Source organism: Roseomonas gilardii subsp. gilardii (genome assembly GCF_023078375.1).
GTDB classification, from domain to species: Bacteria; Pseudomonadota; Alphaproteobacteria; order Acetobacterales; family Acetobacteraceae; genus Roseomonas; species Roseomonas gilardii.
The window spans coordinates 2074067-2089159 of the sequence record NZ_CP095554.1; the positions used below are offsets into that span (position 1 = coordinate 2074067).

At 71.8% G+C, this 15093-nt stretch carries 14 protein-coding genes; 6 read left to right on the forward strand and 8 right to left on the reverse strand.

The window, feature by feature from the left end; translation table 11 throughout:
• Positions 1 to 48: 48 nt before the first annotated feature.
• From mtgA to MVG78_RS09220, 3 genes are all read right to left on the reverse strand, one after another.
• Positions 49 to 768 carry a monofunctional biosynthetic peptidoglycan transglycosylase gene (gene mtgA, locus MVG78_RS09210; RefSeq protein ID WP_247560203.1) on the reverse strand — a complete coding sequence of 240 codons (720 nt, stop codon included), beginning with the start codon at positions 766 to 768 and terminating at the stop codon, positions 49 to 51.
• Positions 769 to 865: 97 nt separating this feature from the next.
• Positions 866 to 1774, reverse strand: coding sequence for a hypothetical protein (locus tag MVG78_RS09215; RefSeq protein WP_247560205.1), 909 nt, complete (start codon positions 1772 to 1774; stop codon positions 866 to 868).
• Complete coding sequence (locus MVG78_RS09220) at positions 1774 to 2175, reverse strand: hypothetical protein (RefSeq protein ID WP_247560206.1); 402 nt, start codon at positions 2173 to 2175, stop codon at positions 1774 to 1776. The genes MVG78_RS09215 and MVG78_RS09220 overlap by 1 nt, the downstream gene beginning before the upstream one ends.
• Positions 2176 to 2430: 255 nt before the next feature.
• Here MVG78_RS09220 and MVG78_RS09225 point away from each other — a divergent pair, with 255 nt between their 5' ends.
• Both MVG78_RS09225 and MVG78_RS09230 read left to right on the forward strand, forming a co-directional pair.
• The gene (locus MVG78_RS09225) at positions 2431 to 4194 is read left to right on the forward strand and encodes a chloride channel protein (RefSeq protein ID WP_247560208.1); all 1764 of its coding nucleotides are present in this window, start codon (positions 2431 to 2433) and stop codon (positions 4192 to 4194) included.
• A 304-nt stretch (positions 4195 to 4498) separates the two neighbouring features.
• A complete protein-coding gene (locus tag MVG78_RS09230) occupies positions 4499 to 5767 on the forward strand; it encodes a D-alanyl-D-alanine carboxypeptidase (RefSeq protein ID WP_247560210.1) in 1269 nt (422 codons plus the stop codon).
• Between the two features lie 21 nt (positions 5768 to 5788).
• Here the strand turns inward: MVG78_RS09230 and ftsH are convergent, their stop codons facing one another.
• Entirely contained in the window at positions 5789 to 7723 is a 1935-nt protein-coding gene (ftsH, locus tag MVG78_RS09235; protein WP_247560212.1) for an ATP-dependent zinc metalloprotease FtsH, read from the reverse strand.
• Positions 7724 to 7874: 151 nt separating this feature from the next.
• Positions 7875 to 9338 carry an AMP nucleosidase gene (locus tag MVG78_RS09240; RefSeq protein WP_247560214.1) on the reverse strand — a complete coding sequence of 488 codons (1464 nt, stop codon included), beginning with the start codon at positions 9336 to 9338 and terminating at the stop codon, positions 7875 to 7877.
• Between the two features lie 549 nt (positions 9339 to 9887).
• On the opposite strand from MVG78_RS09240, the gene ndk reads away from it, so the two are divergent.
• Positions 9888 to 10310 (forward strand): nucleoside-diphosphate kinase, encoded by a 423-nt coding sequence (gene ndk / locus MVG78_RS09245; RefSeq protein ID WP_247560216.1) that lies wholly within the window; start codon positions 9888 to 9890, stop codon positions 10308 to 10310.
• Between the two features lie 60 nt (positions 10311 to 10370).
• On the opposite strand, the gene MVG78_RS09250 is transcribed toward ndk, so the two are convergent.
• The 3 genes from MVG78_RS09250 to purM all read right to left on the reverse strand — a co-directional run bounded on the left by MVG78_RS09250 (position 10371) and on the right by purM (position 12383).
• On the reverse strand, positions 10371 to 10529 hold the full coding sequence (locus tag MVG78_RS09250; protein ID WP_247560218.1) for a preprotein translocase subunit SecE: 159 nt from the start codon (positions 10527 to 10529) through the stop codon (positions 10371 to 10373).
• 47 nt (positions 10530 to 10576) lie between these two features.
• Entirely contained in the window at positions 10577 to 11239 is a 663-nt protein-coding gene (purN, locus tag MVG78_RS09255) for a phosphoribosylglycinamide formyltransferase (RefSeq protein WP_247560366.1), read from the reverse strand.
• Positions 11240 to 11312: 73 nt separating this feature from the next.
• On the reverse strand, positions 11313 to 12383 hold the full coding sequence (purM, locus tag MVG78_RS09260; protein WP_247560220.1) for a phosphoribosylformylglycinamidine cyclo-ligase: 1071 nt from the start codon (positions 12381 to 12383) through the stop codon (positions 11313 to 11315).
• 214 nt (positions 12384 to 12597) lie between these two features.
• On the opposite strand from purM, the gene MVG78_RS09265 reads away from it, so the two are divergent.
• The 3 genes from MVG78_RS09265 (at position 12598) to MVG78_RS09275 (ending at position 15083) form a co-directional block, all read left to right on the forward strand.
• Positions 12598 to 13284 carry a hypothetical protein gene (locus tag MVG78_RS09265; protein WP_247560222.1) on the forward strand — a complete coding sequence of 229 codons (687 nt, stop codon included), beginning with the start codon at positions 12598 to 12600 and terminating at the stop codon, positions 13282 to 13284.
• A gap of 102 nt (positions 13285 to 13386) precedes the next feature.
• Positions 13387 to 13908 carry a CDP-alcohol phosphatidyltransferase family protein gene (locus MVG78_RS09270; protein WP_247560224.1) on the forward strand — a complete coding sequence of 174 codons (522 nt, stop codon included), beginning with the start codon at positions 13387 to 13389 and terminating at the stop codon, positions 13906 to 13908.
• Complete coding sequence (locus tag MVG78_RS09275) at positions 13905 to 15083, forward strand: AI-2E family transporter (protein ID WP_247560226.1); 1179 nt, start codon at positions 13905 to 13907, stop codon at positions 15081 to 15083. The genes MVG78_RS09270 and MVG78_RS09275 overlap by 4 nt, the downstream gene beginning before the upstream one ends.
• The last annotated feature ends 10 nt before the right edge of the window (positions 15084 to 15093 follow it).

Sequence of the window (15093 nt, forward strand, 5' to 3'; positions counted from 1 at the left end):
GTCATTTTGCTGCGGTCTGGCAACATGCCGGGTGGGCTCCGGCCCGCCTCAGCGGGTGCAGTCGAGCAGTGGCCCCAGCTCCCCGATCCGCGCCCGGATCGTGGCGGCGCGCTGGCGCAGCCAGGTGTTGGGCCGGCTGGCATTCCAGTGCAGCGGGCTGGGCAGCACCACGGCGAGCTGGGTGGCTTCCCGCAGCGTCAGCGCCGAGGCGGGCTTGTTGAAGAAGGCCCGGGCGGCGGCCTCCGCGCCATAGATGCCAGGTCCGAACTCGACGATGTTCAAATAGACCTCCAGCACCCGCTGCCTTGGCCAGAGCAGGGCGATCTGCGGCGTCAGCCAGGATTCCAGCAGCTTGCGCACGGGATCGCGCCCCGGCCAGAGCATCAGGTTCTTGGCCGTCTGCATGGTGATGGTACTGGCGCCGCGCGGCCGCTCGCCCTCCAGCAGGGCCTCGATCTGGCCGCGCAGGGCGGGAAAGTCGAAGCCCAGGGTCTGGCTGCAGAAGGTGTTGTCCTCCGAGGCGATCACCGCCTGTGCGAGGCTGGGCGCGATCGCGTCATAGGGCACCCAGTCATGGTGCAGCTCATGGCCCTGGATGCTGCGGATCACCATCAGCGGCGTCACGGGCACGGGCAGCACACGGAAGGCCAGGATCGTCGCCAGCGGCAGGGCCAGGAAGAGCAGCAGCAGCAACCGGACCCAGCCCCCGGCCCAACCCCGGGCGCGGCCCAGCAGCGGCCCGGAAAACCGGCGGCTTCCGGCCGCCATGGCACCGCGGCCGGCCTCGCGCCGGCCGGGCTTCAAACCGCCTCGTCCGGACATGCGGGGGCGGAGGCGTCCGGAGGGGAAGAGAGACGGGCCGGGTTCAGGAGGCCTCCGAACCGGCGCGATAGGGTTCCAGCTCCAGCCCGAGCAGCAGGCCGGGGACACGCTGCGGCCCCCCATCCAGGGGCACGAACTCCGCCCGTAGCTCCACCATCGGGGAGTCGTGCGGCGCTTCCGGGTCGCGGCCGATCCAGAGGACCTCGCCCTGCGCATCCGTGATCGAGGGGCCGAAGCGCCGCTCCAGCGACCGCCGCAGCGCCGCCTGGGATTCGCCGGGCAGGAAGCGCAGCGCGGTGATGCCGCCCAGGCGCGGCGACCCGGCATCCTCACTCGCGTCGTCCCCGGCCTCCGGCTCGGGCGCCCGGTGCAGGGCGATGCAGGCGGTGAAATCGGCCTTCACGCTCAGCGCCTCGCCGAAGGCGCGCCGGTCCGCCACCAGCCCCATATGGCAGCCCGGCCGCCCGCCCGCCGTGGTGCCGGCACCGTCGAAGAAGGCGCCCCCCACGCTGCGGAAGCCGCGCTGCCGCAGGGCGTCCCGGGCCTCCTCCAGCGGCATGCCCAGGCGCAGCCCCTCCAGCATCGCGGTCCGCAGCACCGGCTCGCCCGGCCGCGCCTGGCGGGTGGGCAGGGCGCCGGGCAGGCGGCCGAAATCATGGATCAGGGTCCCGTCCTCCCGCACCAGCCGGGCGGTGAGGAGATGCGCGGCGACCGGTACGCTCTTCATGCCCGCCGGTTGCGGCAGTGTGTCGCCCAGGACGAGGCTGACCTCCAGGATGCCGCGCCAGCCATCCGCCGTCCGCGGGTCCAGGCCGACCGACTCCAGCAGCTTCTCCGCCGCCGCCTCATTCGCCGCGGGCAGGGTGCTGACCGCCAGGGCGTTGTCGAAGCGCAGGCCGAAGCCATGCGACCGCCAGGTCGGGTCCCGCACCCAGAAGGTGCCGTTCAGCATCACCGGCAATCCCCCCTGGCCGGGATCGTAGCGGCCGATGGCGGTGCGGATTGCAGCAGGTAGGGGCGATCCGGGTCGAAGCTCTCATACTCGGCCCGCAGCTTCCGGCGCGTTTCGGCGAAGGCCGCGTCATGCCGCTGCCGCCGCGCGGATGGCACCGGGGAGGGCAGCTCCGGCTGCGGCATCAGCGCCTCGGCCAGCGCGTCGAAATCCGGGTTTTCCCCCGTCTGCCGGGCATGGGCGAAGAGCACGTCCCGCGCCGCCAGCGGCAGAGGGGCCCGGATCGCCGTCTGCATCCGCACGCTTCCCTCCGCCACCGGCTGCGGCGACTCGGCCCGGACCGGCAGGGGCGGAAGGAGCAGCGGGAGCAGGGCGGCGAGGATCAGCGGGCTTCTGGGCATCGGCACTTCATGGGGCTGAGGCGCGCAGGGTAGCCAGCCCGGACGGCGGCGCAAACCGCGTTCCACGCGCCGCCCATCGGCGCCCCCGGACGGGATGCCCTTTTTCGGCCCGGTTTCTCTGCTGTTCCAGCCTCGCCATGGCTCCCGGGCCCTGGCGGTCCGCCACGCCGGCGGCCAGCATGTCGACTTTCCGTCATCCACGCCCCGTGGCGTATGTCGCGGCGCCGTCTTCTGCCAGGGGCCCTGGGCCGGATCATGATCGCTCTCCGACTGCATGTGCGCCCCATCCGCGACGTGGCCTCCTTCCGGGCCTGGCTCCGCGCCAGCGAGTTCGGGCTGGTCGGGCTGGCCGTGCTGACCGGGGTGCTGAGCGGCCTCGTCGCCGTGGTGATGGGCGGGCTGGCGCGCGCGCTGCACGTGCATCTCTTCGGCGAGGCCAGCGCGCATGGGCTGAGCATCCTGCGCGGCGCGGCACCGCTGATGCTGCTGACCATGCCGCTGCTGGGCGGCATCCTGCTGGGGGCCATCAACCTCGCCCTGTCGCGCTGGTATCCGCGCCAGCCGGTGGACCCGATCGAGGCCAATGCCCTCTATGGCGGCAAACTCTCCTTTCGCGACGGGCTGGTGGTCGCCGTGCAGAACATCGTCTCCAACGGCTTCGGCGCCTCGGTGGGGCTGGAGGCAGGCTATACCCAGGCAGCGAGCGGCATCTCCTCCTGGCTGGGGCAGCGGCTGGGACTGCGGCGGGGGGACCTGCGGCTGCTGGTGGGCTGCGGCGCGGCCGGGGCCATCGCCGCCGCCTTCGACGCGCCGCTGACCGGTGCCTTCTATGCCTTCGAGCTGGTGATCGGCACCTATGCCATCGCCAGCCTCGCCCCAGTGGTGGCCAGCGCCGTCACCGCCACGCTGGTGGCCCGGGCGCTGAGCGGCGAGACCTATGTGGTGGTGCCGGGCGGCGTCACGCCGCCGGGGCTGGAGGGCTATGTGCTGTCCCTGGTCCTCGGCCTCGTCTGCGCCCTGTCCGGGATCGCGCTGATGCGCGGCGTCACCTTTACCGAGGCCAACATGCGCCGCTTCCTGCGCTGGGCGCCGCTGCGGCCGGCCCTGGGCGGGCTGGCGGTGGGCCTGCTGGCCCTGATCTCGCCCATCGCGCTCTCGGCCGGGCACGGGGCGCTGCACTTCACCTTCGCCACCGAATCCACCGGCCTCGACATCCTCTGGCTGGTGCTGCTGAAGAGCCTCGCCGTGGTGATCTCGCTCGGTGCCGGCTTCCGCGGCGGGTTGTTCTTCGCCTCGCTGCTGCTGGGGGCGCTGCTCGGCAAGGTCTTCGCCGCCGGGGTGGATGTCGTGCTGCCGGGCATGGACCCGCTGCTGCTGTCCCTGGTCGGGATGAGCGCCTTCGGCTCGGCTGTGGTGGGCGCGCCGCTGGCCATGACCTTCCTGGCGCTGGAAACCACCGGCAACTTCGTCGTGGCCGGCAGCGTGCTGGCGGCGGTGACCGTGGCCGGCCTCGTGACACGGCGGCTCTTCGGCTACTCCTTCGCCACCTGGCGCTTCCATCTGCGCGGCGAGACGATCCGTTCCGCCCACGACATCGGCTGGCTGCGCGAGCTCAGCGTCGGCAGGCTGATGCGCCGCGACCTGCGGACCGTGCGCAACGACACGAAGCTTTCCTCCTTCAAGCGGGACTTCCCGCTGGGTTCCACCGCGCGCGTCGTCGCGGTGGACGAACAGGGCCGCTATGCCGGCCTTATCTCCGTGGCCGAGGCCTATGGCGCCGCGCCGGAGGTGGAGACGGTGGAGCCGCTGCTGCAGTTCCGCGACCGGGCCCTGCTGCCGGCCATGAACGCCAAGGAGGCCATGGCGGTCTTCGACACGGTGGAGACCGAGGCGCTGGCGGTGGTCGACGGGGTGGAGAGCCGGAAGGTGCTGGGCCTGCTCACCGCCAGCCATCTGCTGCGCCGCTATGGCGAGGAGGTCGAGCGCCGGCGGCGCGAGGAAACCGGGCTGGTGGCCTGATCCGGCGGGGGCAGGGCGCCACCAGGGTCGCCGGCGGCCGGGCCGGCAGGGGCGGAAAAGACTCGGGCCTGGGCATCTGTAACTGTCTTCCGCGTCATGTTTCGTGATGTTTCTGTGGCTTGCGGTTTGGTAAAAATTCCTTGTGCGACTGTGGCTTAACGGTCGCGCCAGGCCGGGAAAAACCCCCTTCCGGATAAACCGGCGGTTATTCCCGGTTGCCAGCCCGCCGCGCCGGCGCCCAGAGCTTGGAGGACGGGCGGCGCTTCGTGGGGGAGCGGTGTCCGGAAGGGGGAAAGTACACCGCATGATCGAGACCAGCGCCGTCTTGCGAGGTGGCCTGCGCCTGCTGGCGCTGGCGGCGGTCGCCGCCCTTTGGCTCCTGCCCGGCGAGGCGAGGGCGCAGATCGGCAGCGAGCGCTACGCCTCGATCGTGGTGGACGCGGGCACGGGGCAGGTCCTTTCCGCTTCCAGCGCGGACGAGCCGCGCTACCCGGCCTCGCTCACGAAGATGATGACGCTCTACATGCTCTTCACGGTGCTGGAATCGGGCGACGTCTCGCCCTCCACCCGCATCCCCGTGTCGCGGCACGCGGCCTCGCGGCCGCCCTCCAAGCTCTGGCTGAAGCCCGGTTCCACCATCACCGTCCGCGACGCGATCCTGGCCCTGGTGACCAAATCCGCCAATGACGCGGCCTCCGCCGTGGGCGAATTCCTCGGCGAGGGCAGCGAGGCGCACTTCGCCCGGCTGATGACGCTGCGGGCGCGCCAGATGGGGATGACCAGCACGGTCTTCCGCAATGCCTCCGGCCTGCCCGACCCGCGGCAGGTGACCACCGCGCGCGACATGGCCATCCTGGCCCAGCGGCTGATCCGCGATTTCCCGAACCGCTACGCCTATTTCAGCACGCCGGAATTCCGCTGGCGCGGCCAGACCATCGCCAGCCACAACTACGTCAACGAGAACTACGATGGCGCCGACGGGCTGAAGACAGGCTTCATCAATGCCAGCGGCTTCAACATCGTCACCAGCGCGCGGCGCGATGGGCGGCGGCTGATCGCCGTGGTCTTCGGCGGCGCCACGGGGCGGGAGCGCGACAGCCATGTCATGGCGCTGCTCGACCGTGGCTTCGACCTGCCCGGCACGCCGCCGGGGCGGGGCGACACGCTGCTGGCGGGCCGTTCGGTGAGCCGGGGCGGCGTGCTGGCCGGGCTGGTGCCCAGTGCCAATGCCGCGCCGGCGATGGGCGCCGCGGAGCCGCTGCTGCGCCGGGCCACCACCAGCGCCCGGCCCACCGTGGCACCCGCCCTTCCGCGCCCGGCGCCACGTGCCAGCGCCGGCAAGGGCGACTGGGCGGTGCAGGTCGGCGCGCTGCCGACCAATGCCTCCGCGCTCAAGGTGGCCAGCCATGCGCGCCGGAGCGCCACGCGCAATACCGGGGTGGTGCGGGTGGAGAAGGTGCGACTGAAGGGGCAGACCCTCTACCGCGCCCAGGTGGCCGGGCTGAGCGAGACGAGCGCCCGGCAGGCCTGCGCCCGGATGAAGCGCGGAGCCTGCATGGTGATCGCGCCGTGAGGTGAGCCTGCCCCCCGCGTTTCAGCCTTCCGCCGTGTCCGCGCTCCGGGGCCTGGGGGGCATGGGCACCGCCTCGATGGCGCGGCGCTTCGCCGCCGGCACCAGGGGCGGGAAATCCTCGGCGGTGATGGTTTCCTGTTCCAGCAGCAGCCGGCTGCCCGCCTCGACCTGGTCGCGATGCGCCTCCAGGATCTGTGTGGCGCGGCGGTTGGCCTCCTCCACCAGATCCCGCACGGCGAGGTCGATCTCACGCTCCGTCACCTCGCTCACCTCGGCGCGCGAGGGCGGCAGGGCGAGGTCGCCCAGGAAGCTCTGGCGCGGCGGCGCATAGGTGCGGTTGCCCAGGGCATCCGCCATGCCGTAGCGCGTCACCATCTCCTGCGCCGTTTCCGTCGCGCGCTGCAGGTCGTCGGCGGCGCCGGTGGAGATGTCGCCGTCGAAGAACAGCGTCTCCGCCGCCCGCCCGCCGAGCAGCACGGCAATGCGGTTGCGCAACTCGCTGCGCGCCAGCAGGAAGCGCTCCTCCGCCGGGCTCTGCATGGTATAGCCCAGGGCGCCGATGCCACGCGGGATGATGGAGACCTTCAGCACCGGATCGACGCCGGTCAGGTTGGCGGCGACCAGCGCATGGCCCATCTCGTGCACCGCCACGCGGTGGCGCTCCGGCGGGCTGAGGATGCGGCTGCGGCGCTCGACGCCCGCCAGCACCCGTTCCACCGCCGCGATCAGGTCGCTCTGCTCCACTGCCTCCGCATGACGCCGGGTTGCGGCCAGCGCCGCCTCGTTCAGCATGTTGGCGAGGTCCGCGCCCGTCGCGCCCGGGGTCAGGCCGGCGACGGCGCCCAGGTCCGCATCCGGAGCGAGGCGGATCTTGCGCGCATGCACCCGCAGGATCTGCAGCCGCCCCTTGCGGTCGGGACGGTCCACCAGCACCTGCCGGTCGAAACGACCCGGGCGCAGCAGGGCAGGGTCCAGCACCTCCGGCCGGTTGGTGGCGCCCAGCAGGATCACGCCGCTGCGCGGGTCGAAGCCGTCCAGCTCGGCCAGGAGCTGGTTGAGCGTCTGCTCCTTCTCATCCGCGCCGCCGGACAGTCCCGAGGTACGGCTTCGGCCCAGCGAGTCCAGCTCATCGATGAAGATGATGCAGGGCGCGGCCTTGCGCGCCTCGGCGAAAAGGTCGCGCACCCGGGCAGCGCCGACGCCCACGAACATCTCCACGAATTCCGAGCCGGAGATGGAGAAGAAGGGCACCCCGGCCTCGCCCGCCACGGCGCGGGCCAGCAGGGTCTTGCCGGTGCCGGGCGGGCCGACCAGCAGGATGCCCTTGGGCGCATGCCCGCCGAGCCGGCCATAGGAGGCCGGGTCCCGGAGGAAGGAGACGACCTCCTGCAGCTCGGCCTTGGCCTCATCCACCCCGGCGACATCGTCGAAGGTCACGCTGGTGTCCTTCTCGACATAGATCTTGGCGCGGGACTTGCCGATCGACATCATCCCGCCGAGGCCCTGGCGCTCGGCGATGCGGCGGAAGGCGAAGATCCAGACGAGGTAGAGCAGCGCCATCGGCACCAGCCAAGTCAGCATCTGCGTCAGGAAGCCCGGCGGCGGCGTGCCGCGCACGACGGTGACACCCTGCTGTTTCAGCCGGTCGGCCAGGGCGGGATCGACACGCACGGCGCTGACCTCGCGCCGCCCATTGGACTCGGGCTCCTTGAGCTGGCCGCGGATGGTGTCCGGGGCGACGGTGACCTCGGAGATCCTGCCCTCGGCAAGCAGGGTCTCGAACTGCGAGTAGGGCACGGTCTCCACCTGCGAGGTGTTCGCCCAGATGGACTGGAGGAAGGTCAGCAGGAAGAAGGCGCCCAGGATGTACCAGATGGTGAACTGCCGCTTCCAGAGATCGGAATCCGGCGGCTCCTTCTGCGGGCTGGGAGGGCGCTTGGCGGGGGCTGGGGGCATCCGGCTCTGTTCCTCGCTGGCATCCGGGCTGGCGGCTGGCACGACCCCGGCAGCCTGGGCTTCCCCGGCCGCCCGCGCCAGACTGGCAGGGATTCACATTGCGGTCACCCCGGGGCGGTCACCCCGGAGGGTCACCCGAGGTGGCGTCACCTTAGCGGAAGGGCGGCTCGTCGAAGGCGCGCAGCTTGCGCGAATGCAGCGCGCCGAGCTGCCCGCGCAGGATCTCGAAGGTGGCGAGGCCGATGGCGAGATGCTCGCTCACCGCGCGCTGGTAGAAGGCGGTGGCGGCGCCGGGCAGCTTGATCTCGCCATGCAGCGGCTTGTCGGAAACGCAGAGCAGCGTGCCGTAGGGCACCCGCAGCCGGTAACCCTGGGCGGCCAGCGTGCCGCTTTCCATGTCCACGGCAATGGCGCGGGACAGGTTGATCCGCAGCCGCTCCTGCGACCAGCGCAACTCCCAGTTCCGGTCGTCATAGGTGACGACGGTGCCGGTCCGCAGCCGCCGCTTCAGCGCGTCGCCCTGCTCGCCCGTCACCTGCACGGCGGCCTCCTGCAGGGCGACCTGCACCTCGGCCAGGGCGGGCACGGGGATTTCCGGCGGCAGCAGCTCGTCCAGGATCTTGTCCCGGCGCAGATAGCCGTGCGCGAGCACGTAGTCGCCGATCTCCTGGCTTTGCCGCAGGCCGCCGCAATGGCCGATCATCACCCAGCAATGCGGGCGCAGCACCGCGAGATGGTCGGTGATCGTCTTGGCGTTGGAAGGGCCGACGCCGATGTTGACGATGGTCACGCCATCCCGCCCGTCGCCGCGGAGCAGATGATAGGCCGGCATCTGGAAGCGCTGCCAGGGCGCGGCGGCAACCAGCCCGGCCCCTGCCTCCGGCGAATCCTCCCGCCCCACGGAGGCGCCGCCAGGCAGGATCAGGCGGGTATAGGGGCTGCCGGGCGTGGCGAGCTCCTTCAACGCCCAGCCGGTGAACTGTTCCACATAGCGCTGGTAGTTGGTGAGCAGGATCCAGGGACGCACATTGCGCCAGTCGCTGCCCGTGTAGTGGATCAGGCGGCGCAGCGAGTAGTCCACCCGTACCGCGTCGAACAGCGCCAGCGGCCTCGGCTCACCCGGCCGGTACTTCCACAGCGCATCGGCGGTCTCGTCCCCCACCGCCGAGAGCATGGGCACGGGGAAATGCCGCGCCAGCGCGGCCGCCGAGACCCCGCCGCGGGCGAGCTCGTCGCCGCCCTCCAGCACATAGGGGTAGGGGATCTCCTGCGCGCTGCGGCCCACGGCGATGCGCGCGCCATACTCCTTGGCCAGCGGGCGGAGCTGTTCCAGCAGATAGGCGCGGAAGGCGGCGGGCTGCGTCACCGTGGTGGCATAGTCGCCGGGCAGTTGCAGCTTGGCCCAGGCGCGGCGGTTGGCCGGCGGCAGGTTCTCGGCATCCCAGTGCAGGTGGAGCACCGGATAGCAGAAGGTGGCGCGTTCGACCGCGTCGGGCGTGGCGCCCGTGCTCACGAAGCGATCGAGGGCGGTGCGTTCGGCCAGGACCGCCGCCTCGTACATTTCTTCCAGGCGGTCCACAGCCTCTTCAGGGGAGGCCACCGTCTCATGCAGCATCCGCTTGTGCCTGTTCCCGATATGCCGGGACAGCCTGCCACAACCGGCCCATGCGCGGAAACCGGCTCCTGTCCGCCGCGGCTCTGTCCTGGAGAGGAGGTCAGGCTCACAGGGTTGGCACGGCGCTCCGGGCGGGGCGGTGTCCTGGTCCTGCGCCTCCATGCGGCCGAGCAGGTAGTGCGCGCTGGCCAGGCGCTCGATGGCCTTCGCCACATGATGGCGCCGCGCGGCATGACGCGACGAATTCAGGGCGGTGTCGAGAAAGCACAGGGCGCTGCGCAGTTCATCCTCGGCGGAAGGGAACAGGAGATGCTGACTGCGCATCGGACCAGTGTACCACCAAACTCACGTTTTCGTGAGAATAGTGTGGTCAGACCAGAAGACAATGTGAATTTATCATGCACAAAAGGCAATAATGCCCGCCGCCGGAGGCGATTTATGGGTTCTTCGCCGCCCCGGCCACCCCAAGGAGGGGCCGGCAGGCTTGCGCCTGCGCGCCGGGCAGCCTATCGGGCGCGCGCCTTACCTTTTTGCAGGGAACCCAGCCCGATGGCCATCGAGCGCACCTTCAGCATCATCAAGCCCGACGCCACCCGGCGTAACCTGACCGGCAAGATCAACGCCGTGTTCGAGGAGAAGGGCCTGCGCATCGTCGCGCAGAAGCGCATCCTGATGTCGCAGCAGCAGGCCGAGACCTTCTACGGCGTGCACAAGGAGCGCCCCTTCTTCAAGGACCTCGTCTCCTTCATGACCTCCGGCCCGGTGGTCGTGCAGGTGCTGGAGGGTGAGAACGCGGTGGCCAAGAACCGCGAGATCATGGGCGCCACCAACCCGGCCAATGCCGCCGAAGGCACCATCCGCAAGCTCTTCGCCGAGAGCATCGAGGCGAACAGCGTGCATGGCTCCGACAGCCCGGAGAACGCGGCGATCGAGATCGCCTACTTCTTCGCCGGCTCCGAGATCACCGGCTGAAACCGGCCCGGGCGTGGGGCGGCATCCCGCCCCGCGCCCACCCGCTGCCCGGCCTCCCTCTCAGCCGAGGAAGAGGTAGAGCAGCAGCAGGATCACCACGATCGCGCCGATTCCCCAGGAAGCGGCCCGGGTGAAGGCCTGCCAGCCGGCCTGGCGCTCGGACAGGATGTCCTCTGCCCGCACCGGTACCATGTCGATATGCTGCCGTGCCTCGGCCATGCTCCGCCCCGATCCCTGCTTTGCGCCTCCGCCTTGTGCCGGAGGATTCAGGCTTTTTCTGTAGGCAGGGCGGCGAGGCTGGGCAAGGGATTCGCCAGCGCGCCCGTGGCGGGGGCCATCGCGGCCGTGGCCTCGGCGGCGATCCGCGCCATGGCGGGGAACGGCCCGTCCCCATGCTGGCCCAGCCAGCGCGCCATCCAGGCCAGGGCGGCCGGGTAGAGGCGGTGCTCCTGCTCCAGCACGCGGGCCGCGAGGGCCGCCTCGTCGTCGCCGGGCAGCACGGGCACGGCGGCCTGGGCCAGGATCGGTCCCTCATCCACCCCCGCCGAGACCAGATGCACCGTGCAGCCATGCAGCCGCACCCCGGCCGCCAGGGCGCGCGCATGCGTGTCGAGCCCGGGGAAGGAGGGAAGGAGGGAAGGATGGATGTTCAGCATCCGCCCTTCCCAGCGGGCGGCGAAACCCTCCGTCAGCACCCGCATGAAGCCAGCCAGGGCGATCAGGCCGATGCGGTGCTCGTCCAGCATCGCCTGCACCGCCGCCTCGAAGCCGGCGCGGTCGCCCTTATGGGCGCGGCTCTCCACCACGGCCACCGGGATACCAGCGGCCTTCGCCCGCGCCAGCCCACCGGCATCGGCGCGGTTGGACAGGACCAGCGCGATCCGCGCCGGATAGGCCGGATCGGCGGCGGCCTCCAGCAGCGCGGCCATGTTGCTGCCGCGCCCGGAAATCAGCACCGCCACGCGCGGGCGGCGGTCCGCCCCCCGCGCCCCGCCGGTGCCGTCACGGCTGCGGCCAATGGGCGGGCAGGTTGTCCACCCGCACGCTGGCCTCGCCGCCTTCCGCCGCCGCCTCGATGCGGCCGATCCGCGCCACCGTCTCGCCGGCCTCCTGGAGCAGCCTCGTGGCTTCCCCGGCCGAATCCTCGGCCACCACCAGCACCATGCCGAGGCCGCAGTTGAACACGCGCAGCATCTCCTCCGGCACCACGCCGCCCATCTTCGCCAGCCAGGCGAAGACCGGCGGCGGCGTCCAGGCGGCGGCATCGACCACCGCCAGCGTGCCGGCCGGCAGGACGCGCGGCAGGTTGCCCGGCAGTCCGCCGCCGGTGATATGCGCCGCCGCCTTCAGCAGCCCGGCGCGGTGCACGGCGAGGACGGATTTCACGTAGATCCGGGTCGGCTCCAGCAGCGCCTCGCCCAGCGTCCTGCCGCTGGCGAAGGGGGCGGGGTCCTTCAGTCCGGCATTGCCGCCTTCCACGATCCGCCGCACCAGCGAGTAGCCGTTGGAATGCACGCCGGAGGAAAGCAGGCCCAGCAGCACGTCGCCCGCGCCGACATCCGGCTTCGGCAGCAGGTCCGTGCGTTCCGCCGCGCCGACCGAGAAACCGGCGAGGTCGTAGTCGCCCTGGCCGTACATGCCCGGCATCTCGGCGGTCTCGCCGCCCACCAGGGCGCAGCCCGCCTGGCGGCAGCCCTCGGCGATGCCGGCGACCACGGCGCTGGCCTGCGCCACCTCCAGCTTGCCGGTGGCGAAGTAGTCCAGGAAGAAGAGGGGCTCGGCGCCCTGCACCACGAGGTCGTTCACGCACATCGCCACGAGGTCGATGCCGACGCCGCCGTGATGGCCCGAATCGATGGCGAGGCGCAGCTTGGTGCCCACGCCGTCGGTGGAGGAGACCAGTACCGGATCTTTGAAGCCGGCGGCCTTCAGGTCGAACAGCGCGCCGAAGCCGCCGAGTCCTCCCATGGTCCCGCTGCGGTCCGTGGACTTGGCGAGGGGCTTGATGGCATCCACCAGCGCGTCACCCGCCTCGATGTCCACCCCGGCGTCACGATAGGTCAGGCTGGCCATGGTCGCTCCCGATCGGCTATGCCCCAGGGCTTCGGAAGGTTTTGAAGGGCGGACGATGCCGGACCAACTGCCGAGCCTGGGCGCGAGCGGAAGGCAACACCACGTCTGGCGGGGCGGTGCAACATCCCTGCGCCTCGTGGCTGCTCTTCTTCCCGCGCTCTGCGCCCTGTCCGGGCCGGCTTCGGCACAGGGATTCCCCACGATTCCGCCCCCCGTGCCCCCCGTTGCGGGCACGCCCGAGGCCGCCGCCCCCGCCGCCGATGCCACGGGGTCTTCCGCCGCGCCCTCCACGAGCGGCTATACCCAGCGCGGCGTGCCGGCCGAGGCCACGGCGGAGAATGCGGTCAAGGCGCGGGAGCAGGCCTACGCCTCCGCCCAGCGCATCGCCTATGAGCGCATGGCCGGCGAGCTGGGCCTGCCGACCGGCCTTTCCGCCAGCCAGATCGACCGGCTTGTCTCCTCCGTGGTGGTGGAGCAGGAGCGCTCGACCCTGACCGGCTTCTCCGGCCGCGTGACGGTGAACTTCAACCCCGGCCGCGTCGCCGCCCTGGGCGGGCGCGGCACCGCGACGGCCCAGGGCGGTGGCGCGGGGGGCGGAGCGGGCGGTGGCGCCTCGCCGTCGGCATCCGCGCCCTCGCCGGGCGTGCCGGCCTCGGCCTGGGTGGATGTCCAGGCGGGCTACGGCTCGCTGGCGCAATATCTCGACCTGCGCCGCCGCCTCCTGGCCAATCCGCAGGTGGCGAGCCTCGACCTGCGCGCCATCGCGACGGACCGCGCCGTGCTGCGCCTGGGCCTGCGCGGCCCGGCGAATCTCGTGGTGCCCGAACTCGCGCGTTCCGGCGTGACGGCCGTGCCCGCGCCCGACGGCACCTGGCGGATCGGCCTTGCCGGAGGGGCCTGACGCGGAATCCGGCCGGGAGGCCGCCCGGGGGCAACGGCCCGGCCCGCCGGACCGCCCCCGGCTGCCTCGGCGCTGACCACGCTGCCCAACATCATCACCTTCGTGCGGCTCTGCGCCGTGCCGGCCACGGTCTGGCTGATCATCCAGGGGCGCCTCGACCTCGCCTTCCTGCTGTTCCTGGGCGCGGGCCTGTCCGACGCCCTGGACGGCTGGCTGGCCCGGGTGCTCGATGCCCGGTCGAGCCTGGGCGCGGTGCTCGACCCGATGGCGGACAAGGCGCTGCTGGCGAGCAGCTATGTCGCGCTGGCGGCGACGGGCGTCCTGCCCGACTGGCTGGCCATCCTCGTGGTCTTCCGTGACGTGCTGATCGTGGGGGGCGTGGTGATGCTGCGCATGATGGGCATGCCGCCCCGGATCAGCCCCTCCCGCCTGTCCAAGGCGAACACGGCGCTGCAGATCCTGCTGGTCGCGGTGGCCCTCTTCCTGCGCGGCTGGCCCGGCGCCGTGCCGGGCGCCCTGGCCACGCTGCTGCTGGAAGCCCTGGTGCCGCTGGTGGCCGCCAGCACGCTGCTGTCCGGCGGGGCCTATGTGGCCGCGGCGGCGCGCGGGGAGGGGCGGGCATGAAGACGCTGCCGCCGCTGGCCCCGCCGGGGGAAAGGCGCGCCGCACCGCTGCCGCCACCCACGCCGCCCCCGCCGCGTGGGCCGCAGACGGCCACGCGCGCGCAGCGGATCGGGCTGGTGCTCGGCCTGCTCGCCGTCCTCCTGGGCGCGATCTGGCTTTTCTCGCCGATCCTGACGCCTTTCGTGCTGGCGGGCTGCATCGCCTATTTCCTCGATCCGCCCGTCACCGTCCTGGCCCGGATCGGGGTGCCGCGCGGCGTCGCCTCGGCGCTGCTGATCGCCTGCCTCTGCGCCCTCGTGCTGCTGGCCCTGCTGCTGCTCTACCCGCTGCTGATCTCGCAGGTGGGGGTGCTGCTGGCCCGGCTGCCCGCCTATGCGGCGCGGATCGGGGCGGGGGTGCGGGACCTGATCGCCGCCGCCGCCGAGCGCCTGGGCCCCGATACGATCAACGGCCGGCTGCAGGACCTGGCGGTGAACCAGACCGGCGCCATCCTGGGCTATGTCGCCACCACGGCGGCGCAGTTCATCGGCGGCGCCAGCGGGCTGCTCAGCGTCGGCTACGCCCTCTTCACCTATGCGGTGGTGACCCCGGTGGTGGGCTTCTACCTGCTGCGGGACTGGCCGCGGATCATCCTGCGCATCGAATCCTGGCTGCCCCGCCGCTATGCCAGCACGACCCGTTCCCTGGGGCGGGACATGGACAGGGTGCTTTCCGCATGGCTGCGCGGCCAGCTCATCTGCTGCGGCCTGCTCGCCGTGTATTATGCTGTGGCGCTCTCGGCGGCAGGACTCGAACTGGGCCTCCTGGTCGGGCTCCTGTCCGGGATGCTGTCCTTCATCCCCTATGTGGGATCGCTCACCGGGCTGATCACATCGCTGCTTCTGGCCGCGGGCCAGTTCGGTTCCTGGGAAGGTGTTTTGCTGGTGGCGGCCGTTTACGTGTTCGGGCAGACGATCGAGGGCTACGTGATCTACCCGCGCCTGCTGGGCAACCGGGTGGAGCTGCACGCGGTCTGGGTCATCTTCGCCCTGTTCGCGGGCGGCGTGGCCTTCGGCTTCCTGGGCGTGCTGCTGGCCGTGCCCATGGCGGCGGCCATCGGGGTGATCGCGCGGCACTGGCTGCGCCGCTACCTCGCCAGCCCGCTCTATCTCGACCCGCCGCGGACCGGGCTGTGAGGCGCCGGGT